We start from the raw sequence: 23,761 nt of genomic DNA, 5'->3' as shown, positions 1-23,761 counted from the left end.
TAACGCACAAAACACAAGCATTACGCCCAGCTTTTAAACTCTGATACGAAGCTTAAAATTGTATCCCTATAAATAAGGCGCCCATGCAGGTTCACGGACATCACCTTCTTTAGCGGGCAAACGGAATTTGACACCAGCATCCATAGAAACTGCGCCAAGGACTCCTTTTTTATTGTGTTGCGTAGCATACAACAACATTGCGCCGTTGGGTGCAATACTTGGCGATTCATCCAACCAAGTTTCGGTTAATATCCGCATATTCCCCGTTGCAATGTCTTGTGTTGCAATATGGTACACCCCACTTTGCCTGTGCACCATTACAAGGCTTTTACCATCAGGGCTTACACGTGGTCGGGCATTGTAATCGCCCTCGAATGTTAAACGCTCTGGCCGGCCATTACTTAAATTTATTTGATAAATTTGTGGGCTACCTCCCCGATTAGAGGTAAAAATAACGCCAGAACCATCCGCATTCCAATTTGGCTCGGTATCAATATAGTGATCATTTGTAATTCGACGCAGGCGCTTATTGGCAATTGTCATCACATAGATGTCAGGCATGCCATCTTTTGACAAAACCATAGCTAACTGCGTGCCATCCGGTGAGAACGAAGGCGCGCCGTTTAATCCTCTAAAATGAGTCATTTGTGTTTTACGGCCTGTCGCCATATCCATAATATAGATAGCAGGTCGAGACGTCTCAAAAGACACATAAGCAATACGCTTACCATCAGCCGACCACGTTGGCGACAAAATTGGTTCAGAACTCGCCAGTAATACTTGCGCACGAGCACCGTCAACGTCTGCATACATCAGACGATAACGACCAGCACTGGGCTTGCGTAAATCTTGAACGTACAGCATTTTCGTTGAGAATATTCCACGAATACCGGTGACTTTCTCGTAGACAGCATCACTGACCGCATGGGCAATATCGCGCAAGCCATCACGCCCGCCCTTTACTTGCGCGGTGAGAATGTTTTTTTGCGCGAGTACGTCGTACAGCTCATAACGCACAATGTATTGATCCGCTTCGGGGGTCATTTGACCAATAACTAAAAAATTAGCCCCAAGAACTCGCCAGTCTCTAAAGACCACTTCAGACTTATCGGTAGGCATAGACAGCATATCTGTCTTAGGGATAGGCCTAAAAAAACCGCTGCGCTCTAAGTCAGCAGTGATAATCGCTTGAATATCTTCGGGCAAGCCCTGAGCACCGGCAAAGGGCACAATAGCAACGGGGGACGGGTTATCGTTACCTCGGTTAATTTCAATAAACAAATTGGCCTGCACATTAACGGCGGAAACAGCCACTAACAGTATTGCCAGCTGAATTTTAAAAAAACGGGAAATCACAATCGACGATCCTCGGGGTTAAACTGTAAATGAATGGTGCGGAAATTACGCTCAAAAGTATTGATATCCATATTCTGCAATTCAGGAATTTGATCTACCGCTCGCACAGCCTGCTCAGCCGAGCGGTCAAAGGCCTGATTCCCACTACTTTTTGTGATATTTACCGTAATAATTTTACCTGTTGGCACTAACTGTATCACCAATTCACAAATCATTCCTCGTCGCGCAGAAGGTGGGCGGCTCCATTTACTAATAATGCGCTCAGTAATAATCGCTTTATAAGAGTTAACCACCTCAGTTTCGGCCTGCTCGGCCAGCATCATCTCTTCTTGAAGCAATGCTTTATCTAAAGCTTCCTGCTGTCGCTTTCTTGCCTCTTCTAAGGCTCGCTTTTGAGCGGCTGCTTTTTCACGCTGGGCCTTTTCTTTAGCTGCTTTTTGCTGCGCAGCCTTCTCCTTAGCGTCTTTCGCCTTCTGCGCTTTAATTTGGCGCGCTTTTTGAGCCGCAGCTTCTTTCTGTTGACGCCGTTTAAGTTCGGCGGTGTTATCTTTTTTGTTGGCTGTTAAATCAATCTTTTTAATCTTTGAGCCTGCTGATTTTTTCTCGGGAGCCTTGGTCTTTAGCTCAACTAATGTAGCTTTTACAAACTCAGGTTTTTTAAAATTTGGCGGCGGCTCCGGTACTTGCCAGACGTGTACAACCGCCCAAATCAATACACCATGTAATAACAACGTAACCAATAGGGGTAAACTAAACAAACTCACGCGGTCAATCATTGTTTACCAGTACCAGGCTCAGTGACTAAACCCACACTAGGCGCTCCAGCACCTTGTAACAAACTCATTAGGTTAACAACGAGGCCGTATTGAATAGTTTTATCGCCCCATACCAGTACCGGTGTTTGTGGCTTTTGTCGTAAAATTTTGCCTACTTGATCAATAATACTCTCTAACGACTTTTGCTCATCGCCCTTTTGCCCTAAGTTAATGTAATAACTACCATCGGCTTTTATTGATACCACTAAAGGCTCTTCATCCGTATGATCTAAAGGGCTTGAGGGTGCTTGAGGCAAATCAACCTTAACCCCTTGCATCAGCAATGGAGCCGTCACCATAAAAATAATTAACAACACAAGCATAACATCAATGTAAGGTACAACATTGATCTCTGCGAGAGGCTTACGCTTTTTAACAGGCAGCATGATATTAACGCTAATTAAGAATGAATCGGATTATTCAGCATGGATTTGTCGATGCAGTATCGACGAGAATTCTTCGGTGAATGTTTGATATTTTGCAGTCAATGTTTCAGCTTTAGCCACGAAGCGGTTATAGGCCAATACCGCAGGAATCGCTGCAAATAAGCCCATAGCGGTTGCCACTAAAGCCTCAGAGATACCCGGTGCCACTGTCGCTAATGTTGCTTGATGCTGGTTGGCCAATCCTCTGAACGAGTTAAGAATACCCCAAACGGTACCGAAGAGGCCAACATATGGGCTCACCGATGCAACACTCGCCAAAAACGGAAGGTGTGCTTCAAGCTTTTCTTGTTCACGCATTAACGCGACGCGCATCGCGCGCTGAGCGCCTTCCATAACAGCAGCATTGTTTTTTTGCTGGCTGAGCCGTGAAAACTCTTTAAAGCCGGCGCGAAATACCGCCTCAATACCCTCAGCATTGTGGCTATTGCCCTGACGGTACAGTTGCGCCAAATCGCCACCTGACCAAAATGCCCGCTCAAAGCGGTTAAAATTTCGCGCAGCACGGCTATGAAAGATAAAGCGCTGCACAATCATGAACCAAGACACCACTGAAGCGCTCAGTAGCGCTAGCATCACTAGCATTACCACGGGACCAGCATCGGCAATTAAATCAAAAATAGAAAGTGTTTCTGTTGGATTCATAACGGTCTAATTTCTTTATATAGGGGCAGTTTATTTAAACAACTGTTTATATCGTGCGCTGTAGGACTACCTTTTACAGAATAATTTCAGTTATTCAACTAATTTTACGCTTTTTATCATATTGCGCCTAACAATCATGTTAAGCCAAGTAAGCTATTTTGCAGCATATGGCTCGGTGCTGCCAAGGCAAAATGATCGTAAACCTTTTGAGTGGCCACTCGGCCTCTCGGTGTACGCATCATATAACCTTGCTGTATAAGGTAAGGCTCCAGTACGTCTTCGATGGTATCACGCTCCTCGCTAATCGCTGCCGCCAAGCTATCAACACCGACAGGCCCGCCACCAAACTTATCCACCAGCGCTAACAACAAACGGCGGTCCATATGATCAAAGCCTTGTGCGTCAACATTCAACATATTTAGCGCCGCATCGGCAACCGCCTGCGTGACCAAACCGTCGGCTTTAACCTGTGCGTAATCTCTCACGCGGCGCAATAGACGGTTAGCAATACGCGGTGTGCCGCGCGCGCGCCGCGCTATTTCTTCGGCACCTAACGGCTCAATACCTACCCCCATCAACCCTGCTGAGCGCGTCACAATGTAGGTCAGATCTTGAAGATTGTAAAATTCAAGCCGCTGCACTATTCCAAAGCGATCCCGCAGAGGAGAGGTCAACAAACCTGCCCGCGTAGTGGCTCCAATCAATGTAAAGGGGGGCAAATCGATTTTAATTGAACGCGCAGCAGGTCCCTCCCCTATCATAATATCAAGCTGGTAATCCTCCATCGCGGGGTATAAAACCTCTTCAACCATAGGGCTCAAGCGATGTATTTCATCGATGAACAGCACATCACCCGCATCAAGATTCGTCATTATAGCGGCTAAATCACCGGCCTTTTCAATAACAGGTCCCGAAGTGCTTTTCAGGGCAACCCCCATTTCATTGGCAATAATATTGGCCAGCGTTGTCTTGCCCAGTCCTGGCGGACCAAAAATCAGACTGTGATCCAGCGCTTCGTCACGCGCTTTAGCCGCTCCAATAAAGATCTCCATTTGCTCACAAACCCGTGGCTGCCCCACATAATCAGCCAGCATTTTGGGGCGAATAGCGCGATCAATCTGTTCTTCTTTACCCTGTGGCTGCGCTTGGATTACCCGCTCTGGGGTTGTACCAACGCTTAACTGGTCTGGCTCTATCATAAGATTTTTGTCGCTTGCGGGTTAGTCGTGCCTCAGCATAGGCTAAAGGTCTGCACAGGCTGGCAATACAATAACCCGCCTATACGTTGTTGTTCAAAACGTTGTTGTTCAAATGCGCTCTATATTACTCACAGCCTCTCCCGTACTACCCGGGCAACATACTGCGTAACGCCAAACGAATAAGCTCTTCACTACGCGTTACGTCATGCACCTTGATAATACTGGCAATCGCTTTACTTGCTTCTGTGGGTTTATAGCCCAGCGCCACCATTGCACTCTCGGCTTCGGCAATCACAGTGCTTTGTAATTGAGCCCCAGCGGGTATCGCTTGCGCTCCATCACCAGCCATGACCGCCGGTAACTGCCAGTCTTTCACTCTATCACGCATTTCAATAACAAGCCGCTCAGCGGTTTTTTTACCCACGCCAGGCACGCGTGTCAATGCGCTAATATTATCCTCTCGAATAGCCGCCACCACGGTATCGGGCTCCATACCCGACAGAACAGCCAAAGCCATTTTAGGGCCAACACCACTCACTTTAATCAGATGTCTAAATAAAACACGCTCTTGGAGGTCGGCAAAGCCAAATAATTGCTGTGCATTCTCACTCACTGAAAAGTGCGTATGCAATATTACCGTACCCGACTCGGGCAAGGCATAAAACGTACTCATCGGTGCAAGCACCTCATAACCCACGCCACCCACATCAATTAATAACATTGGAGGTTGCTTTTCCAGCACCTGCCCTTTTAAGCGTCCTATCATAATCTTCGCCTTATTTGTAATATGTTAGTCGCAACCGTTTATCGCTTAGAGCCGCTTGTGCTATTCGAATTCTTTACATCAAGCGACCTCGTCTAAAGCGCTTATGGTTGGATGAAGTGCCCGGCAACGACCTCGCGGTACGCACCATGTATTGCTGCGTATTACTGTGACACACAGCAATAGCCAGCGCATCGGCGGCATCCTCTTGCGGCGTGCCCGATAAACTCAACAGCGATTTCACCATGTGCTGCACTTGCGCTTTATCGGCCGCACCGGTACCCACCACAGCCTGCTTAACCTTGCGAGCTTCATACTCAAAAACAGGAATATTAAAATGGCATGCTGCAACAATCGCAGCACCGCGGGCTTGCCCCAACTTTAAGGCAGAGCCCGCATTTTTAGCCATAAAGACCTGCTCTATGGCAAACTGCTGAGGCTGATAATGACTAATAATCTCACAAAGACTATCAAAGATAACCTTTAAGCGCTCGGGCAATGCCAGCTCTGCCCCCATACGAATCACGCCGCTACTCACGTAACAAGGCTTGCCCTTCACATCATCAATAATCCCGTAACCCGTTTTACGAGAGCCTGGGTCCACCCCTAAAATAAGCGCCATGATAGATACTTTATTATGCCTATAGCATGCAGACCAGCCAAGGCCTGCCCTGTATAAAAGCACAGTATACTTGATTTTAATGCGACTGCCATTACTCGGTACAGCGGGCTAAGCGCATATCACCCTGCAGCCTTAACACTCGACTGCTTCTTTTGTCACGCAGTCACAAAGTGTAGAATCACACCCAAATACAGTCGAGCCATCAATGGCTCACCGCACCGAACTTTACAAGACAAACTGCCAAAGGATCTCTATGACTACCATTATTCAACAAGACGACATCATTGCGAGCGTAGCTGATGCGTTGCAGTATATTTCTTACTATCACCCTAAAGATTTTATTGATGCAATGCATCAGGCGTACCTCAAAGAGCGCAGCCAAGCGGCAAAAGATGCCATCGCACAAATTTTAATTAACTCTCGCATGTGCGCCCAAGGTCACCGCCCCATTTGTCAAGATACCGGCATTGTGACGATTTTTATTCACGTTGGTATGAATGTAAAAATTGAAGGCGACCTCCCTTTAGAGGACATGCTTAATGAAGGTGTGCGCCAAGCTTATAAACACCCCGATAATGTGCTGCGCGCCAGTATTCTCAGCGACCCCGATGGCGCTCGCAAAAATACCGGCGATAACACACCGGCTATTATTCACTATAAAATAGTACCCGGCGATACCATCGATGTTCATGTTGCAGCGAAAGGCGGTGGCTCTGAAGCTAAGTCGAAATTTGCTATGCTTAACCCCTCCGACTCGGTGGTTGATTGGGTGCTCAAGATGGTGCCGCAAATGGGCGCAGGCTGGTGCCCACCTGGCATGTTAGGCATTGGCATCGGCGGGACTGCCGAAAAAGCCATGCTCATCGCTAAAGAATCACTCTTAGAGCCTGTGGATATTCACGACCTTATCAAACGAGGCGCCAGTAATCGCGCCGAAGAATTGCGTTTAGAGCTTTTTGATAAAGTCAATAAACTCGGTATTGGCGCCCAAGGCTTAGGTGGTCTCACCACCGTACTCGATGTCAAAGTGCACGACTACCCCACACATGCCGCCAACAAAGCTGTGGCGATCATTCCCAATTGCGCCGCTACTCGCCACGCCCACTTCACCTTAAAGGGTAGCGGACCCGCACTACAGACTCCGCCCAATTTAGAAGACTGGCCAGATATTAGCTGGGAAGTCGGCGAGAGTGTACGCCGAGTGAATTTAGATACGGTAAAACCCGAAGACGTCCAAACATGGAAAAGCGGTGAAACCGTGCTTTTAAGCGGTAAATTATTAACTGGCCGCGATGCTGCACATAAACGCATGGTCGATATGATCAACAAAGGCGAGCCTCTGCCGGTTGACTTACAAGGCCGCTTTATCTACTACGTTGGCCCAGTAGACCCTGTTCGCACTGAGGTAGTTGGCCCCGCCGGCCCTACAACAGCAACCCGTATGGATAAGTTCACGCGCACTGTGATTGAAAAAACAGGGCTATTGGGCATGGTGGGTAAAGCCGAGCGTGGTGATGCTGCCATAGAAGCGATCAAAGATAATAAAGCGGTGTACTTAATGGCTGTGGGCGGCGCTGCTTATTTAGTCTCTAAAGCGATTACTGCCGCCAAAGTGGTAGGCTTTGCAGACTTAGGCATGGAAGCCATCTACGAATTTGAGGTAAAAGATATGCCCGTCACCGTCGCAGTCGATAGCACAGGCGATAGCGCCCACAAAACAGGCCCGCAGGTATGGCAGGCCAAAATCGCCGAAACCGAGCAAGTACTGACACTTAAAGATTAGTCTTAAAAAAGGGCTTGGCGACCCAAGCCCTAACTGATACGGGCCTGACAATGACCAATATCATCCCTTTCAAACGCCCAAAAGCGAGTGAAAAACACAAAGGCAAAACCCTGTGCAAAACAGGCTTTCATCAATGGATAATTCTGAACGATAAGAAATTTGACGTCAAAGAGGGCAAGCTTATCACCGTCTTTCAGTGTTCGCGCTGCGGCAAAATCAAAAATAGCGCACTATAACCCTGCCCGATCGGCATATTCTATCCGCTGTTACGACAGGCAAAAACTGGCGCCTAGCGCCAGTTTTCACAGTTGATACTAAAAGCTAAAACTAAAAACTACACGCTTTTTGCCTCGGTAGTTACAATAAGCCGTACAGCCGACAACTGCAGGTGCGTTTGAGCCTTAAGTGCATGCAGTAAATTTTGCTCTTTAAGCGCTAGAGCCTCTATATCGGCTGCATTGATTGCTGGGTTCTTTTTAGATAATTGCGTTAAACGGTTTTTTTCTTGACCAAAAAAGGCCACGACTTTTTCACAAGCTTTATTCAATAGCGCCTCTTTATGCACTAACGAAAACGCCTCTGCCTTGGCATACCAGGCAGGCATTTCGAGCTTTTTACTTTGAATAATTTTGCGCGCTAGCTTTTTATCGACATGGGTGATTGATTGCTGTAATTGCGACTCACCCAAAACGGCCGATAAATCTTTATCGCTAATATCAAGCGCTAAGGTTCTCACCGAGTAGCTCTCTAAAAACGGTAAACATTCACTCGCAAATTGCGATTGCACAACAACGCCAAAACAAGCCTCCAACAAACACTGCCCCGCCGGTAGCTGCTTACTAGGCAATAACGCAACCCCTGCCGAGCCAATTTCACTGTGATGTAAAAGCTCCCACAGCCCTGTGATGAACGTAGAGTCCCACGTCATGAAGACAACATCTTCACGCGCACACGCCACATCGCGCTCAAAGCTAATTTCGATACCTTCAGGTGGAATGCCTGGCAGTGCCGCGATCAGCATATTATCAGCGGGCATTAAAGAATAAATGCCCTTGCCTAAATCTTCAAAATGGAAATTCAATAGCTGACTCGCCATATCTACCAATTCAATCGGCGTATTCCATTCAAAATCGTCAATACGCTCGACAAGCTCACCCGCTAACGGCTGCCGACAACTGTTCATCTCGAGTAAAGCGTCTCGGCCTTGTCGAATTTTAGCTTCAAGCTCGGCAACCGCTTGCTTCGCCTGCACTTCGAGCTCGGGGCTCACCTCGGCAAAACTGCCAGGGAACAGCTGATCATGCACCGTACCAGCCGCCGCATTTTGACGCCCTACGCAATCTAAGACATTGTGATACCAGTGCCAGCGCTGAGCATTTTCATCGGTCGCTTTGGGGCCAATCAATGCATGCACATTCACATTTTTGGTTTGACCAATACGATCTAAACGCCCGATGCGCTGCTCGAGCATGTCGGGGTGATCAGGCAAGTCTAAGCAGAGTAAATGATGACTAAACTGAAAATTACGTCCTTCACTACCAATTTCAGAGCACAGTAAAACTTGGGCACCTTTTTCAAAATCAGCAAAATAAGCCGCTGCACGATCGCGCTCGATCAGGTCCATATCTTCGTGGAACAAGGCGGGATCTATGCCGTGCTTTTGCCAAATATAGTTTTCACAATCGACCACTCGCTCTTTTTCATGGCAAATCACGAGAACTTTTTCATGCGGGTGAGCCTTTAAAAATTGCGCCAACCACTCATAACGCTCATGCCAGTCACCGGTTGTTAAGTCATGGGCGCGCGGCTCGCGTGCAGGAAACCCCTTCACCGATGCGCGTACATTGCGAAACATCACGCGACCCACACCATGGCAATCCAACACTTGACTAATCAGCTCATCGCCTTCTAACTTGGGATCCAAATCAAACCGCTCAATCAAGAGATTGCGTGATGCCGGCAAATCGCGAATCAACGCATTCAGCTCCGCGTAGCCTGTCTCTTCATGCATCAGCGTTTCAGTATTTGTATACTTATCGGGATCCAACAACTGCAAGCGGGCAAAATGGCTCTCAAAACCCAGTTGCTCTGGCGTAGCGGTCACCAGCACCATGTGTGCGCACAATTCAGACAAGCTGCGCAATACATCAAACCCGTCGGTATCAGGTTGAATATGGTGCGCCTCATCCACAATCACCACATCAAACTCAGAAGTGAGTAAAGACGCAGTTTCCTCGACCAGGGCTGAATGCTTAAGGATATGAATTTGGCCTTGCTCAAAATCATATCCCGCTTCGTCATAAACCCCTGGGCTCAAGCCAAATCGGCGAATTAACTCAACCAACCACTGTACCTGCAAAGCATCTGGCACAACAATCAAGGCGCGCTTAGCGCGCTCGAGCTTGAGCAGACGACCCAGAATCATACCCGCTTCAAGCGTCTTTCCTAAACCCACTTCATCAGCCAATAGTACGCGCACACGATCGCGGTCACATGCGGTATAGGCGACATAGAGCTGATGTGGAATAAGACTCGCGCGCACACCAAGCAAACCATTTAAGCGAGAACCCCAAACCTTCGCCATTGCTGCATCGAGTTCGCGCCTAAAGTAAAACCATTTGGATTTATCGATCTGCCCAGTCATTAAACGCATAAAGGGCTGGTTGAGTTGGATTTCAGCGCTGAGCTGGGTTTCGGGGATAAAACCTTCACTACCCACATCATATAACAGTAAACCTTGATGATCTTTCACATCAACTACCGTATAGCTCTCACCATCTTGCACATTAATGGTGTCATCAACAGCAAAAATAATACGAGTCAAAGGCGCTTGGCCCGAGGCGTACATACGCTCGCAATTGGCGAGTGGAAAAAAGATAGAAACAGACCGCACTTCTACCGAAACGACAATTCCCAAGCCCAGTTCCGGCTCAGAATCGACAACCCAACGTTGCCCTTGTACAAATTCAGACATATTTTCGCTTTACTTGATAAAAAAACGTCAATGAGCGCCCCAATAAAAGCAGGCTCATCACAAAGGTTGTAATTGTAAGTTTTAAGACGACAAGGTACAACTCGACGAACCCAGAAACTGGTAAAAGAAATGTACCCGTCAGGGGTTATCGACAGGGGCAAAGGCGCCTGACGACAACCAAGGTGATGTAAAATGCAACGGTACAACAAAGACAGGAATACGAGCCAGCTGCAAGACTTTATTTGTCACCGAGCCCAATGCCGTTGTTGCCGGGTCAGCGTCAGAACAATTACCCATCACAATGACGTCGGCTTCACGCTCAGCCGCCTGTTCAATAATCGTTTTAGCCGGCGGACCCGCTACAATCACAATATCATCGAGTAATTGTGTAAACTCAAGGCCAAAATCGTCAGCGGCCAAACGCTCAAACGTTTGCTCACGAATATTGTCTAACAGCCCTACAATGTGACTAGCTTGCAATACCTCTACTTTTGCTTGGTCTGAACACCGGCTTTGTACCACAGCCGCCGCCAAGGCATCGACAGGGGGCACGACATGCAATAAGGTGATTTTTGAATTGAACGGCTTGGCCAACTGTTCAACATACGCCAACGAATAGGCGCTAAGCACACCCAAATCGCTAGCAAATAATATCGATTGAATCATACACCTTACACCCTAATAGCCATGCAAAATTTGCCAATACCCCGCACAGCACATATGCAAGTATTGCGATTGACAAATATCCGAGCTACTGGCTCAGCTCTAAATAAAGCCTAGCAGGCATAGCTTGGCACCGAAGACTTTATTACCCCTTGCCGACGAGCAGCATTTGCCATAAGTAAGCTTTGTTGTTATTCCAAATACCTCATCGCGCGAAATCACTAGCATGTGTGTACGCGCATAGCGTGATAACATTATAACGGGTAGTCATGTAGATTGATTAAAGCATGGGGCGTAAGCCTTAACGCCTTGACTAGACACTATGGTTCGAGGTTAACGGGGAAAATATTGAGAGAGAAAAGGCTCGCCTTAGCCACAGGCCAATCTTAACGTTTGCGATAAGCGATACCTGGGCGGCAATTAACGACATCAAACAGTTCTTCAGCGCCACTGACACTTTCGGAGGCGCCCAAAAAGAGTAACGCGCCAGGCGCTAAAACCGCATGAATTTTATGCAAAATACGCTTTTTAAGCTCAGCATTAAAATAGATAAGTACGTTGCGGCAACAAATTAAATCAAAGAGTTCATAGCCAAAATGATCGCTTTGTAAGTTCAGAGGTTTAAAATGGATGGCCGACTGCAATGAGGGCTTAACCTGCCAATGGGCATCGGGGGTAGGCTTAAAATAGGTTTGTAAACGCTCTTGACTCAACCCTCTTGCAATCGATAAACGATCATAAATACCCTGCTTGGCTGTGGCCAATATTTCGCTCGATATATCAGTCGCGCTAATACGCACATCAATACGGTTGCGCGCTAAGCATTGCCGATTGTACTCATCAATAATAATATTGATTGAATAAGGCTCTTGCCCTGAAGAGCAGGCAGCTGACCAAACATTGAACCCACGTGCAGCCTTATTCTGCCCCCCCCACGCAGGCAATATGTGCTGTTTCAAATACTCAAAAGGATAGGCATCCCTAAACCATAAAGTCTCATTCGTGGTCATCGCATCCACCACTTCTTGGCGCAGCGCTCTTTGAGCGGGTGAACGCAATAATGCCAACAACCCTGTCAAAGAACTAATATGCTCTTGAGCTAAAATGCGACGTACGCGTGTCGCCACTAGGTATTCTTTACCTACACCTAAATCAATTCCGCACGATTGCTGTAAGAACAACCTAAACGCTTGATACTCAGCATCGGTAAAACTTACCCCCGCATTTAATAACGGTCTTGAACGCTCAGTCACGCACTGCCCCTAGTCTAAACGCTCTCATTTTATATAACCTCTTCACCGCCATCACACACTTGATCGACTCTCTGATTAACGCGCTTAGCCAGCTCATCAGGGTGAAATTTAGCCAAAAAGTCATCCGCACCTACTTTTTTTACCATCGCCTCATTAAAAACACCGCTTAACGAGGTGTGCAAAATAATATGCATGTTGCATAGCTGAGGATTAGCCCTCACCTCTGCCGTAAAGGTATAGCCATCCATTTCAGGCATTTCAATGTCGGAGATAATCATTAATAGCTCATGCTCAGGATCTTTACCTTCAGCTAATAGTGATTCTAAATATTCTAAGGCCTCTCTACCATCTTTTTTGACCGTTGTGGACATACCCAAAGATTGAACAACTTTTTGGACTTGTTTACGCGCAATAGTCGAGTCATCAACAATCAAAACATGTTTATTAACATGATTAGCTCCCCCCGAACTATTGAGAATTTCTGGACTAACATCTTCAGCTAGCGGCGACACCTCGGCTAGAATTTTTTCGACATCAATAATTTCTACTAGCTTATTATCCACCTCCGTCACTGCCGTTAAATAATTATCTCGCCCTGCACCTTTGGGCGGTGGATGAATCGCACCCCAGTTCATATTAACAATGCGCTCAACCGACTTCACTAAAAAGCCCTGAGTTGAACCGTTATATTCTGTAATAATCACAAAACACTCTGAAATATTATCCAGCGGCATACTGCCTATCGCTTGACGCATATCCATAATAGGAATGGTACCGCCTCGTATGTGCGCCACTCCGCGCACTACAGGATTGCGTTTAGGAATTTCATTTAATGCTGGGCACTGCAAAACCTCCTTGACCTTAAAGACATTAATGCCGTATTGCTGTGCCCCACCAAGACTAAATAATAATAACTCTAGACGGTTTTGGCCCACCAGCTGCGTTCGCTGATTGACACTATCTAATACACCTGCCACACACTTCTCCTACTTTGCCTCAACAGCGATCTAAAGCGCTCATACCTTTATTAACTTTAGTCACTACTGAATACTTTTGGTTAAAAAACATGCCGCAAAAAGCCTTAAATTTCTTATTACGCACTACTGCACGACCAAAAACATGAACGACGTCAAAGTCACGACCATTTATTAAAAAATAATACCTTGCAAAGATCGAGTGTCATAAAAAAACGTTAGTATTTTTCATTAATAACGACGTGAATAGCAATGACTACACTATTAAAAAGAAAACCTAAAAATACATCGCACTCATACGCCACAGCATAGGCTTAACTATTGCAATAAAGCTGATAACTACCCACAACCCCGCTATATCGTCAGACTATTGACAGCCATTACTTAACGGAGTGACGCTATGCCACACTTGATATTGACTCTTACCATTGATTCACTGCAAAAAACGCTCGTGCGCTATATTGCGGGCATATTATTCACCCACTTCTTCTTGCTGATGCCAGCCGCTTATGCCGACAGCACAGAGTCATCACTCGAGAATATCGAGCAAATCAGAAATAAAGTCGCACACATGCTGAAACAACACTTGCACGACACCATCAAACAGGCGCGCATTGAAGTGTCCGTTGCAAAATTAGACCCGCGCCTAAAACTAGCAAAATGCGACATCCCATCGACCATGAAAATTAATGGCAGCAAAAAGCGAACGCGTAACATGACTGTAAGAATCAGCTGCAACGGCCAATCGCCTTGGAGTATTTTTGTCCCTGCCAAAATTGATATTTATCAAACAGTCGCAACAACAACCCGTGATATTTATAAAGGCGAGATACTCAGCGTTAACGATATCGCCACGCAAGAGCGTAATACCGGCAACTTCGGATTTGGACTCGCAAAAACAGCAGCCCCCTTAATCGGCAACACCGTAACACGCAATATTGCCGCTGGTAGTGTCATCCGGCTTTCACATATCAGCAAGCCCATTGTAATTAAGCGTGGTGATAAGCTCACACTAGAGTCCGGTACACAAGGCTTGGCGGTGGCGGCAACGGTGATCGCCCTATCGAAGGGCAAAGAAGGCGAGCAAATACGCGTCAAAAATACCCAATCAAAACGTATTATTGACGCTTTTGTTATTGCACCTGGTCGAGTAACCTCCCGCTTATAAAATAGCAAGAGTAACCTCGGTGATTCATACTGAAACACATCGCCTAACGGAAGCCCATAGAGTGAGGGCAAGAAATACACGCTTAAGTACCCAAAAAACACTCCATGAGTACCTAACCCAGAAATATTGGTCAGCTAATAAGATTCTGATGGATTATGTTCTGCGCATTTAAGTGCCGGAAGCGCTTATATAGCGCCCATGGATGGCTTGAACGGCCCAGACAATGCGTCACCAGTGCTCAATTTCGGTATCTCTGAATAGTGACGAATAAAAAAGCTAAAGTTTTTAGCGCACCGGGCGTTAAACGGTTTAAGCAGACTAACAACTCACAGTATCACGCATTAGAGGCAGGAATATCATGGTTATTGATACCAACGCCGGTGGCGTCGGCAAAAACCGCTTGAACGTATCAACACACGCTAGCGGCAAAGGCATCTCACCGTCACAAGACGCACACAATAGCACTGCACCAGGCCGTAATATAACCCCCAGTGACAGTGTATCGCTCAGTGGTGCAGCAAAAGCCATGAGCCAATTAGAAAATAATATTGCGCAGGCCCCCGACATTGACCGTTCAAAGGTTGATGCCATCAAGCACGCTATTAACAGTGGCGACTACCAGCCCAACCCTCATCATATTGCCGATAAAATGTTGAGCGACTTTTAGCGGCCTTGCGACGCTCAGGCTGTGTTACCTCAAAGAAAAACACATGCTATTATCACGTCACTAGCATCCATCGCATACCCCAGACACAACATACAGCTGCACATGGTATAACCCTACATGTGTATTCGGCGTCATTAAGCAGGCTATCACTGCATCGTATACAACCGGTTTTCACGCAGCTAACCGCCACCGTTAACTTATAGGTATTCAAAGACACAAAATAGCGGCATTTTTTTTGCTTGTTATTCGTATGTTGCAGCCCTTAATCACTATAAATTGACGGGACACACCATTGACGAGACAAGCCATGAACGCTTCAAACCCTTTAAATGCTGAGCGCTTACTCAAAAGTATTAACCGCGATATTAACGCTTGCAATCAACTCATTTCACTGCTGGAGCATGAGCATACTGCGCTGCTCGCAAGGGATACAGACTCGCTCGAGCGCATCATCAATGAAAAGTCGGCACTTTTGAGCCAACTTAACCAAAGTGCGATCATTCGTACTCAATGGATCAATCACTACAAAAATAGTGCGCAAGACTCACAAGAAGCGATGATCAACTCCTTTAGCGAGCTTGCAAGCGAAGCGGGCCTGCAAGTACAGTGGGAACATCTACAATCGCTGTTTCAGCAGTGTAAAGCGGCTAATGATATTAACGGTAAAACAATGGCTCGCAGCCAAGTTACGAATGAGCGATTGCTCAATATCCTCAGGGGGCAACACAATACCTCTCACCTTTACGACGGCAAAGGTACTAAGGGCCATCGAACACAGGGTAATACGCTCGGGCAGGCTTAGCGTACATGCTCGCGCCTTCAAGACTCGCCACATAAGGTCACAGCGCGGTAAGTTGCATGACTATCTTGTCCCAGCACTTGAGTCAACCACGGCAGTGCTAACGTGACATCAGCTTTCAAGGTCCAAGGTGCATTAACCACAATCATGCCTGAGGCGTACATGCCTGGCTTATCGCCTGCATAAGTTTGCAACTCAAAGAGCTGCGTATTTTGAAACCCTGCTTGTTTAAAGCGCGACTCTAACCGAGTGATCCGCGCCGCTTCGACCACGGGATACCACAACGCATACACGCCCGTGGCAAAACGCCTATGCAGTGCTTTAATGTGCTCCACAACATTATCATAATCGGCCTTTATCTCGTAAGATGGGTCAATCACCGTTAAACCGCGCCGCTGTGCCGGTGGCAGCAAAGCCAAACTTTTCGTAAAGCCATCTTCGCAATACACCTTAACTCGGCGATCACGCTTAAAATTTTCAATCAATAGGGGGGCATCTTGCGGATGCAGCTCACACAAGGCTAGGCGATCATTGGCACGCAGGCAATGGGCCGCCACCCACGGCGATCCGGGGTATACCCACTCACCGGTTTGCGCAGTGCAGGCTTTGACGACCTGTAGATATTGCTGCATGACTTCAGGAGGGCTATCTGCTCTTAATAGCTGGGCAATGCCGCTTTGGTATTCCGCTGTTTTATTCGCAATGGCAGCACCCAGCGCATACCGCCCAGCCCCAGCATGTGTATCGATATATAAACAAGGCTTAGGCTTTTTTACCAAATAATCCAAGATGCGCTCTATAACAAAATGTTTTAGCACATCTGCACTATTGCCTGCATGGTAAGCGTGCCGGTAACTCAACATAAATCTACTCAATGTTATTCAAATACTACTTTCAAGACACCGCAATGGGCGCACGAATCAGTGTTAGTTTCTACTAGCACTCATGAGTCTCTACTGGTTGCCCAGCAAAAGAGCATCAAAGCTCTCCCAGTCAATGGGCTTAGATAAAAAGTACCCTTGCACATATTCGCACTGTCTACTTTGCAAATATTCAAGTTGCGCTTGACTTTCCACGCCCTCGGCAATCACATTTAGCTCATAGGATTCAGCAATGCCCAATATAACATCAACCATTGTCGAATCCGAGCAGGGTAAATCCGATAAGCTCGCCACAAAAGATCGGTCGATTTTCAGACAACTGACAGGGTAATTTAATAATTGATTAAACGCTGTATAGCCAGTACCGAAATCATCGAGTGATAAGCGCACACCTAACTCTCTAATTTCATGCAGTAATTGAATACTTTGCTCATCAACATCAATCAAACTAGTTTCTGTTAATTCAAGCTCAATCCAGTGCGGGTTAATTTTATATTTGTACAACAAGCGCTTCAAGTGCTGCGGGAAACCCCTATTCACCAACTCCAAAGCAGAGATATTAATGCAAAAAAGTAACTGTCGCGTGCCGTATAATTCACGATGAGTATCAATTTTTTGAAAGGTTGCCTCAATCACCCAAGCATCAATATCGCGAATCAAGCCATACTCTTCGGCAATAGGAATAAAAACATCCGGCCCTACACGCTTGAGCGAAGGCTCTTGACAACGAATAAGAACCTCTCCACCGCGTATAGTCAAACCCTCGCTACTGTATATCGGCATCAAAACGATAGAAAATAGGTCGCGACTAATAGATTCACGCAATGCACTGGCGATATTCTTTCTAAATACAATATCCTCAAAAACATCTTTATCAAAGACTTTGTATTGATTTTTACCGCTTTTTTTAGAATGGTACATGGCGGCATCGGCATTCCCCATTAATACCGCAGAGCTATTTGTTTCATCCGACGCCTTAGCAATTCCCACGCTGGCATTAATTTTAATTTCAAGCCCACCAACAAGTATGACATCGGTAAAACGCTCTAATAATTTATTAGCAATCAGCTCGATATACTCATCACCTAAACCCTCAAACACCAATGAGAATTCATCGCCCGATAACCTCGCCAGTAAATAGTCACCAGCTACTTCATTGATATTCAACTTATGCAGCTCAGTTTCGATAACCGAGCAAAATTCACACAGCAAGCGATCACCCACTACGTGACCATAGCTATCATTAATTTTTTTAAAGTCATCAATATCAATGTAATACATCACAATATTACACAACCTAGGGCCGCCTTCAAAATGCCTGCCTAGCCACTGAGATAACCCACGTCGATTCATTACCTTCGTTAATGGATCGCGATTGGACATGATTTTTAAAATTTGATGCTGACGATTAACCATAAACAACGTTGCCAGCAACCACATCAAAAGCAATGCTTTAATAAGGTTATATTCAGAAAACAAATTGCCTTGTAAGACCATTTTTTTAACAGTGATTTGATAGCGTCCCACCTTGGTAACACCCGAAGTCTCAATTTCAACTAACGAGACATTTGTTAAATCAGGCTGCGCATCAACGTAAGGAATTTCATATTCATTGATCCACCATGTAGATACTTGAAAGGATTCAATAGGAATAGGTTTTTGCAACAATTGAGGTGTAGGTACTAGTTGTATGGAGTTGTATTTTAGCGATGCATTATTATCAACCGTCGCATAGCGTACATTATAATTGCGAAATAGCATTTGGATTGGGCGATATAATGACGGCTTGCCTGAATCAGGATGTCTATACTCGACATCCAATAAAATATTACGATACTGACTAAAATCGAAACCCTGCGTTGGATCTTCGTTTAGTTTTATTGAAACGCCGCAGTAACGGTAAAATTCCAAGTCAACTACTGTACACTCCATGTGCAATAAGCCGTCAGAGTAATCAACACGAGCATTTGGTAATGCATCTATTTGCGTCAAACTATTAGGCACAGGATTAAAACCATGGCGGGCATCTAACAAATCAAAATATGTTTTAAAAGCGCCCGCACGATGCAATACAATGCTCAATGCTGATACGCACAATAACACCAACACAATTTTTGTGTTTGTCTCAATTTTTAACATGAATAACCAAAGTTGATGGCCAAGCCGTCATCGGCCCGCAACATATAAAATAGTGACGATATTTGTAACTGTTATTTAAATATCCACACGAATAACTCGTTAACAATAAAACTCGGCATCACCGAGTGTATCACACAAAGAAGACAAGAAAAAATAAGCGACTTAAACCGCATATGCGTCCATTGAATAATCACTACAGCATCTTATTTAGTCCGCGTTATGAGCGCAAGCTAAACACGCAAAATAATGGCACAGCCACCATCACTTTCGACACAAAGCACTCAAGCCCGCTCAATCAGCTCAGTGACTAAAATGCGCTGCAAACCATTACGATGAGGTAAATAGCGCCATCTCACATCCCAATGGCTAAGTTGCATACCATACACCCGCTCTTCGCTGCGGCCTTTTTGATAGGCAGGCCGCGGATCTTGACTCAGTACCTGACCGATAAGCCGCTTGAACTCTGGCCAAGAGGTCAGTATCTGCTCAACCTCATCCACAAAACTAACATTGAGTAACTCAGGCGATGCTAGTGCAAAATCATTACGCGCATCCGCTAAAGCATCGGCATAAGGTAGGTAGGGCTTAATGTCAATCACCGGCGTCCCATCCAATAAGTCATGCGCCGCTATCGCTAAAAACACACCATCACGACCACGGTATTCAAGCAGCACTCTTTCTAGCGCTACGACCGATAAACCTATTGGATTCGGACGCACCGGTGAACGTGTGGCAAACACCCCCATCGACTTGTTGCCACCTAAACGCGGAGGCTTGACCTTAGGCTTCCAGTTTTGACGATGATTGCCGTGGAATAAAAAATGCACCCAGATGTGACTGCACAATGCTAAGCCATCGACTGCGTCAGGCACATTAAAAGGGGGGAGTAATTCAATGATCGCTTTTGCCTCTGGCGCTAAACCCGGCTGACGTGGAATGCCAAATTTTTCTTTGAAGCAAGAATGCACAACGGCTACTGGGCTTACTGTAAATGTCTCACGCATTAAACTACTTCCTTTTTTGTATACATTTCATACCGGTACCGTACACTTTTCAGGCGAGCACACCCAAATAAGAATACTTTAGGTAAAAGTGTCGCGCGGGCTCGCAGACTGTTGAGCACGCCACAGGGCGGCATAATATTTATTTTTGGATATTAACGAATTATGATCACCTTGCTCCACAACTTGACCATCATCCAATACTACAATGCAATCAGCATCACGAATAGTTGATAAGCGATGGGCAATAATGAGTGTCGTCCGCTCTTGTGCAACCCGATTAATCGCCTCCATAATGGCGTTTTCACTGTGAGAATCGAGTGCACTCGTGGCTTCATCAAAAATGAGAACATGCGGTTTTTTCAGTAGCACTCGGGCAATAGCAATGCGCTGCTTTTCACCGCCGCTCACTTTAAGGCCACGCTCACCCACTTGGGTATTCAATCCTTCGGGCAAACGAGCAATAAAATGTGTTAAATTCGCCAGTTCAATAGCCTCGTCAATATCGGCTTGGGTAGCGTCTGCGTTACCATAGGCAATATTGTAATGTAGTGTTTCATTAAACAACACCGTATCTTGCGGTACTACACCTATGGCTTGGCGCAAACTGTTTTGCGTGACCATGCGAATATCCTGCCCATCGATACTAATGAGACCCGCTTTAACATCATAAAAACGAAATAGCAACTTTGCCAGTGTGGACTTACCCGCACCACTACTCCCCACAACCGCTATTTTTTGACCTGCGTTCACCGCAAAGCTCGCACCCTTTAAGAGAGGCCTTTTAGGGTGATAGTGGAAGTGCACATTATCAAAGCGAATACATCCTTTATCTACTTTGAGTGGCGTCGCATCTGGGGCATCCTCAATACCTTTTTTTTGACTTAATAAATCCAACATTTTTTCAATATTGATCAAAGCTTGGCGTATTTCTCGGTACACAAAACCCAAAAAATTCAACGGTATAAACAGCTGAACCATAAAAGCATTCACCATGACGAAGTCGCCCAATGTCATAGTGCCAGCAACAACCTCCTTAGCCGCCATAATCATGACGCTTGTTACCGCTACCGCAATAATCAGCGCTTGACCGCTATTTAAGCCCGCCAGAGATAAGCGATTTTTAAGTCGTGAGCGCTCCCATGCCGCTAAGTGCGAGTCATATTCTGCTGCTTCTTTACGCTCAGCAGTAAAATACTTAACCGTTTCGAAGTTCAACAGGCTATCCATGGCACGACTGTTTGAGAGGTTATCCTGCTCATTCGCCTCACGCACAAAGCGCGTGCGCCACTCAGTCATCCACACCGAAAAAACGACATAAACTGTAATAGCGACAATGACTGCCAGCACATAGTGCACACTGAATTGTTGCCACAAAACCGCCGCGACTAAGGTAATTTCAAATAGTGTAGGCACAATATTAAACACTAAAAAGCGCAGTAAAAAACTCATACCTGTCGTACCGCGCTCAATATCCCGTGCCAATGCACCAGTTCTGCGCGACAAGTGAAAATTTAAATCCAGCGTGTGTAAATGCTCAAACACCTCGAGTGACGCCCGCCGCATAGCACGCTCAGCAACTCGTGCGAAAATAGCATCTCGTAACTCACCTAAAAAAGTGGTTAAAAAGCGCAACGCGCCGTAGCCAAGCAACAACCATAAGGGCACGGTTAACAACAGTATTTCTTGAGCGGCATCAAGCGCATCTACGACATGCTTTAATGCAACAGGCACAGCAACATTAACTATTTTAGCGGCGATTAAAAATATGACCGCGGCCAATACTCGATATTGATACTCTGCCAAATAAGGAATAATCCGTGACATAATACGCCACTTTGGCTGCACATTATCATCCTCTGGCATAGTGCGCATATGACGCATACAGGGTTTTACCTAATAAAATAAAAATCACCATCGAGCGATGGCATAACAATAGAACGTTACAATAAAATCACGCAACAGGTGACACCGCAGTAGATTCTATCAATCCTAATACACATGAGTGTACTCAACACCCACCAATACAATGAATTACACCAATACAATGGGTTAACCGCTATCATTGTGGGATAGCGGGCAAAGCCCTAACACAGGTCGTCAAGGAGCCAAGCGTTGGATGCGCCAACTCGTTTTTTCTTTGACATACTCAAAACGATCGTGCAAACGCATTGCCCCACCTTGCCAAAATTCATACCGATAAGGCTCTATTCTAAAACCACCCCAAAAGTCAGGTAAGGGCACCTGGCCTTGCTTAAATTTAGCTTTCATTCGTGCAAACTGGGTTTCAAGTAACTGCCTTGAACTCACGGCATGGCTTTGCTCACTCGACCATGCCGCAACTTGACTATCATGCGGACGTGACAAAAAATACGCGAGTGACTCCGCCACAGGCACTTTATGGGCAAAACCATTAATTTTGACCTGACGCTCCATAAAATGCCAAGGAAAATGCAAGCTCACTTGATTATTCGCTGCAATATCCAAGGCTTTACGACTAGAATAATTCGTATAAAAAACAAAGCCTTTGTCATCGGTATGCTTAAGCAGCACAATGCGCTGCGTAGGCTCTCCACTTGCGCTCACCGTAGCGAGTGTCATAGCGGTAGGGTCTGGCACTTCGGAATGAATAGCATTATCCATCCAGCGCTCAAACTGAATCCTAGGGTCATCGTGTAAACTTTCACGACGTAACCCACCTTTTAAATATTCACGCCGTATAGACTCTAAGTCCATATCCACCTCACATTAACAATAAGAATAAAGCGATTGATGAGCCGAAATACCCCACACACTGAAAGTCACACGACCACTCAACAGGCATCCATTAACCGCCAGCAACCCGCAGCGGTGCCTTTTGCTGGTCTGGTGCTTGCCGGTGGGCAAAGTACACGTATGGGCTTACAAAATAAAGCCTTGGTTGAATATGATGGACAGCCACTGCTCCAGTACAGCCTCCAAAAAGGCTTGGCCTGCGCCAGCACGACACTAATCAGCACTGGTCCGCACATCTATAAACACCCCTTTTTAGCCTCGTACGTCCACCTACCAGACAACGGCACACAAGGACCCTTAGCAGGAATACATCAAGGGTTACTCTGGTTAGCCGAACAGCTCCACTTAGAGTGGCTCGCAGTCATACCTTGTGATACGCCTTGGGTCCCAAGCGATTGGGCTGGCCAACTCTTAAATGCAGGTAGAATCAGTGTAAATCCCGACAGGCCCAATGCTAGCTCCTACGCCACGCAGGCATTGTATGTTGTTCATCACAATCGCCATCATTATGCACACAGCTTATGGCACAAAAATAGCCTGCATACCGTACAACAAGCACTGCAGAGTAGGCAACGGGCTTTAAAACAGGTGTTACAAAAGCTTAATACGCAAGCTATAGACTTAACCGATCATTACCCGAAAGATAGCTTTACCAACATCAATACTCTTGATACTTTAAAGGCATGCTATAAAAATAAGGTCTGACTCGACATAACGGCCAAAAAAGCACGATTAACACACAAACTGACGCACTTAGTTATAAAAAGGTGCTCAATTTCCCAATCTGAGAGCAAGATGCTTTTAGCGCTCTACGATTGTTGTATATGATTAATGGAATTAT

Annotated in this window: 22 protein-coding genes; 6 read left to right on the top strand and 16 right to left on the bottom strand. The window is 46.0% G+C overall.

All coding sequences use genetic code 11. The features are described 5' to 3' along the window. Positions 1 to 66: 66 nt before the first annotated feature. The 7 genes from tolB to ruvC all read right to left on the bottom strand — a co-directional run bounded on the left by tolB (position 67) and on the right by ruvC (position 5,843). The gene (tolB, locus tag AC438_RS11340; protein WP_053981377.1) at positions 67 to 1,356 is read right to left on the bottom strand and encodes a Tol-Pal system beta propeller repeat protein TolB; all 1,290 of its coding nucleotides are present in this window, start codon (positions 1,354 to 1,356) and stop codon (positions 67 to 69) included. After that, complete coding sequence (gene tolA / locus AC438_RS11335; protein ID WP_162230729.1) at positions 1,353 to 2,120, bottom strand: cell envelope integrity protein TolA; 768 nt, start codon at positions 2,118 to 2,120, stop codon at positions 1,353 to 1,355. The genes tolB and tolA overlap by 4 nt, the downstream gene beginning before the upstream one ends. A gap of 8 nt (positions 2,121 to 2,128) precedes the next feature. After that, positions 2,129 to 2,557 (bottom strand): protein TolR, encoded by a 429-nt coding sequence (tolR, locus tag AC438_RS11330; protein WP_053981375.1) that lies wholly within the window; start codon positions 2,555 to 2,557, stop codon positions 2,129 to 2,131. 30 nt (positions 2,558 to 2,587) lie between these two features. Beyond that, positions 2,588 to 3,259, bottom strand: coding sequence for a protein TolQ (tolQ, locus tag AC438_RS11325; RefSeq protein WP_053981374.1), 672 nt, complete (start codon positions 3,257 to 3,259; stop codon positions 2,588 to 2,590). A gap of 134 nt (positions 3,260 to 3,393) precedes the next feature. Next, complete coding sequence (gene ruvB / locus AC438_RS11320; protein WP_053981373.1) at positions 3,394 to 4,458, bottom strand: Holliday junction branch migration DNA helicase RuvB; 1,065 nt, start codon at positions 4,456 to 4,458, stop codon at positions 3,394 to 3,396. 145 nt (positions 4,459 to 4,603) lie between these two features. Further along, positions 4,604 to 5,224: a Holliday junction branch migration protein RuvA gene (gene ruvA / locus AC438_RS11315; protein ID WP_053981372.1), complete on the bottom strand. Its 621-nt coding sequence runs from the start codon at positions 5,222 to 5,224 to the stop codon at positions 4,604 to 4,606. Between the two features lie 73 nt (positions 5,225 to 5,297). Then, positions 5,298 to 5,843 carry a crossover junction endodeoxyribonuclease RuvC gene (gene ruvC / locus AC438_RS11310; protein ID WP_053981371.1) on the bottom strand — a complete coding sequence of 182 codons (546 nt, stop codon included), beginning with the start codon at positions 5,841 to 5,843 and terminating at the stop codon, positions 5,298 to 5,300. 253 nt (positions 5,844 to 6,096) lie between these two features. Between ruvC and AC438_RS11305 the strand changes: the two genes are divergently transcribed. Further along, entirely contained in the window at positions 6,097 to 7,626 is a 1,530-nt protein-coding gene (locus AC438_RS11305) for a fumarate hydratase (protein WP_053981370.1), read from the top strand. 50 nt (positions 7,627 to 7,676) lie between these two features. Further along, positions 7,677 to 7,862: a hypothetical protein gene (locus AC438_RS11300; protein ID WP_053981369.1), complete on the top strand. Its 186-nt coding sequence runs from the start codon at positions 7,677 to 7,679 to the stop codon at positions 7,860 to 7,862. A 98-nt stretch (positions 7,863 to 7,960) separates the two neighbouring features. On the opposite strand, the gene AC438_RS11295 is transcribed toward AC438_RS11300, so the two are convergent. The 4 genes from AC438_RS11295 to AC438_RS11280 form a co-directional block, all read right to left on the bottom strand. Continuing rightward, positions 7,961 to 10,600 carry a helicase-related protein gene (locus AC438_RS11295; protein WP_053981368.1) on the bottom strand — a complete coding sequence of 880 codons (2,640 nt, stop codon included), beginning with the start codon at positions 10,598 to 10,600 and terminating at the stop codon, positions 7,961 to 7,963. A 138-nt stretch (positions 10,601 to 10,738) separates the two neighbouring features. After that, positions 10,739 to 11,266: a universal stress protein gene (locus tag AC438_RS11290; protein ID WP_053981367.1), complete on the bottom strand. Its 528-nt coding sequence runs from the start codon at positions 11,264 to 11,266 to the stop codon at positions 10,739 to 10,741. 383 nt (positions 11,267 to 11,649) lie between these two features. Beyond that, on the bottom strand, positions 11,650 to 12,516 hold the full coding sequence (locus AC438_RS11285) for a CheR family methyltransferase (RefSeq protein WP_053981366.1): 867 nt from the start codon (positions 12,514 to 12,516) through the stop codon (positions 11,650 to 11,652). A gap of 29 nt (positions 12,517 to 12,545) precedes the next feature. Further along, the gene (locus tag AC438_RS11280) at positions 12,546 to 13,493 is read right to left on the bottom strand and encodes a chemotaxis protein CheV (protein WP_053981365.1); all 948 of its coding nucleotides are present in this window, start codon (positions 13,491 to 13,493) and stop codon (positions 12,546 to 12,548) included. A 397-nt stretch (positions 13,494 to 13,890) separates the two neighbouring features. Between AC438_RS11280 and flgA the strand changes: the two genes are divergently transcribed. The 3 genes from flgA to AC438_RS11265 all read left to right on the top strand — a co-directional run bounded on the left by flgA (position 13,891) and on the right by AC438_RS11265 (position 16,127). After that, positions 13,891 to 14,658: a flagellar basal body P-ring formation chaperone FlgA gene (gene flgA / locus AC438_RS11275; RefSeq protein WP_053981364.1), complete on the top strand. Its 768-nt coding sequence runs from the start codon at positions 13,891 to 13,893 to the stop codon at positions 14,656 to 14,658. 358 nt (positions 14,659 to 15,016) lie between these two features. Then, the gene (gene flgM / locus AC438_RS11270; RefSeq protein ID WP_053981363.1) at positions 15,017 to 15,325 is read left to right on the top strand and encodes a flagellar biosynthesis anti-sigma factor FlgM; all 309 of its coding nucleotides are present in this window, start codon (positions 15,017 to 15,019) and stop codon (positions 15,323 to 15,325) included. A gap of 307 nt (positions 15,326 to 15,632) precedes the next feature. After that, positions 15,633 to 16,127 carry a flagella synthesis protein FlgN gene (locus tag AC438_RS11265; RefSeq protein ID WP_053981362.1) on the top strand — a complete coding sequence of 165 codons (495 nt, stop codon included), beginning with the start codon at positions 15,633 to 15,635 and terminating at the stop codon, positions 16,125 to 16,127. 17 nt (positions 16,128 to 16,144) lie between these two features. On the opposite strand, the gene AC438_RS11260 is transcribed toward AC438_RS11265, so the two are convergent. The 5 genes from AC438_RS11260 to pdxH form a co-directional block, all read right to left on the bottom strand. Further along, positions 16,145 to 16,987 (bottom strand): 23S rRNA (adenine(2030)-N(6))-methyltransferase RlmJ, encoded by an 843-nt coding sequence (locus AC438_RS11260; protein ID WP_053981361.1) that lies wholly within the window; start codon positions 16,985 to 16,987, stop codon positions 16,145 to 16,147. Positions 16,988 to 17,077: 90 nt separating this feature from the next. Next, positions 17,078 to 19,144: a putative bifunctional diguanylate cyclase/phosphodiesterase gene (locus AC438_RS11255; protein ID WP_053981360.1), complete on the bottom strand. Its 2,067-nt coding sequence runs from the start codon at positions 19,142 to 19,144 to the stop codon at positions 17,078 to 17,080. Positions 19,145 to 19,425: 281 nt separating this feature from the next. Continuing rightward, positions 19,426 to 20,148 carry a tRNA (N6-threonylcarbamoyladenosine(37)-N6)-methyltransferase TrmO gene (gene tsaA / locus AC438_RS11250; RefSeq protein WP_053981359.1) on the bottom strand — a complete coding sequence of 241 codons (723 nt, stop codon included), beginning with the start codon at positions 20,146 to 20,148 and terminating at the stop codon, positions 19,426 to 19,428. A 78-nt stretch (positions 20,149 to 20,226) separates the two neighbouring features. Next, on the bottom strand, positions 20,227 to 22,029 hold the full coding sequence (locus AC438_RS11245) for an ABCB family ABC transporter ATP-binding protein/permease (protein WP_202904752.1): 1,803 nt from the start codon (positions 22,027 to 22,029) through the stop codon (positions 20,227 to 20,229). A gap of 216 nt (positions 22,030 to 22,245) precedes the next feature. Next, entirely contained in the window at positions 22,246 to 22,881 is a 636-nt protein-coding gene (gene pdxH, locus AC438_RS11240; RefSeq protein ID WP_053981358.1) for a pyridoxamine 5'-phosphate oxidase, read from the bottom strand. A gap of 36 nt (positions 22,882 to 22,917) precedes the next feature. On the opposite strand from pdxH, the gene mobA reads away from it, so the two are divergent. Next, entirely contained in the window at positions 22,918 to 23,625 is a 708-nt protein-coding gene (gene mobA, locus AC438_RS11235) for a molybdenum cofactor guanylyltransferase (protein WP_053981357.1), read from the top strand. Positions 23,626 to 23,761: the final 136 nt, after the last annotated feature.

Source organism: Marinagarivorans algicola, from assembly GCF_001292705.1.
GTDB lineage: Bacteria > Pseudomonadota > Gammaproteobacteria > Pseudomonadales > Cellvibrionaceae > Marinagarivorans > Marinagarivorans algicola.
Note: the sequence above shows the minus strand (reverse complement) of the source record. Positions and strands in the feature narration are given on the sequence as shown.

Coding starts and splice junctions, on each gene's coding strand:
- tsaA (WP_053981359.1), bottom strand. CDS start 20,148: ATGCGTGAGACATTTACAGTAAGCCCAGTAGCCGTTGTGCATTCTTGC.
- AC438_RS11300 (WP_053981369.1), top strand. CDS start 7,677: ATGACCAATATCATCCCTTTCAAACGCCCAAAAGCGAGTGAAAAACAC.
- AC438_RS11295 (WP_053981368.1), bottom strand. CDS start 10,600: ATGTCTGAATTTGTACAAGGGCAACGTTGGGTTGTCGATTCTGAGCCG.
- pdxH (WP_053981358.1), bottom strand. CDS start 22,881: ATGGACTTAGAGTCTATACGGCGTGAATATTTAAAAGGTGGGTTACGT.
- ruvB (WP_053981373.1), bottom strand. CDS start 4,458: ATGATAGAGCCAGACCAGTTAAGCGTTGGTACAACCCCAGAGCGGGTA.
- tolQ (WP_053981374.1), bottom strand. CDS start 3,259: ATGAATCCAACAGAAACACTTTCTATTTTTGATTTAATTGCCGATGCT.
- AC438_RS11245 (WP_202904752.1), bottom strand. CDS start 22,029: ATGCGTCATATGCGCACTATGCCAGAGGATGATAATGTGCAGCCAAAG.
- AC438_RS11260 (WP_053981361.1), bottom strand. CDS start 16,987: ATGTTGAGTTACCGGCACGCTTACCATGCAGGCAATAGTGCAGATGTG.
- tolR (WP_053981375.1), bottom strand. CDS start 2,557: ATGCTGCCTGTTAAAAAGCGTAAGCCTCTCGCAGAGATCAATGTTGTA.
- flgM (WP_053981363.1), top strand. CDS start 15,017: ATGGTTATTGATACCAACGCCGGTGGCGTCGGCAAAAACCGCTTGAAC.
- flgA (WP_053981364.1), top strand. CDS start 13,891: ATGCCACACTTGATATTGACTCTTACCATTGATTCACTGCAAAAAACG.
- AC438_RS11255 (WP_053981360.1), bottom strand. CDS start 19,144: ATGTTAAAAATTGAGACAAACACAAAAATTGTGTTGGTGTTATTGTGC.
- AC438_RS11305 (WP_053981370.1), top strand. CDS start 6,097: ATGACTACCATTATTCAACAAGACGACATCATTGCGAGCGTAGCTGAT.
- AC438_RS11290 (WP_053981367.1), bottom strand. CDS start 11,266: ATGATTCAATCGATATTATTTGCTAGCGATTTGGGTGTGCTTAGCGCC.
- ruvC (WP_053981371.1), bottom strand. CDS start 5,843: ATGGCGCTTATTTTAGGGGTGGACCCAGGCTCTCGTAAAACGGGTTAC.
- mobA (WP_053981357.1), top strand. CDS start 22,918: ATGAGCCGAAATACCCCACACACTGAAAGTCACACGACCACTCAACAG.
- ruvA (WP_053981372.1), bottom strand. CDS start 5,224: ATGATAGGACGCTTAAAAGGGCAGGTGCTGGAAAAGCAACCTCCAATG.
- AC438_RS11265 (WP_053981362.1), top strand. CDS start 15,633: ATGAACGCTTCAAACCCTTTAAATGCTGAGCGCTTACTCAAAAGTATT.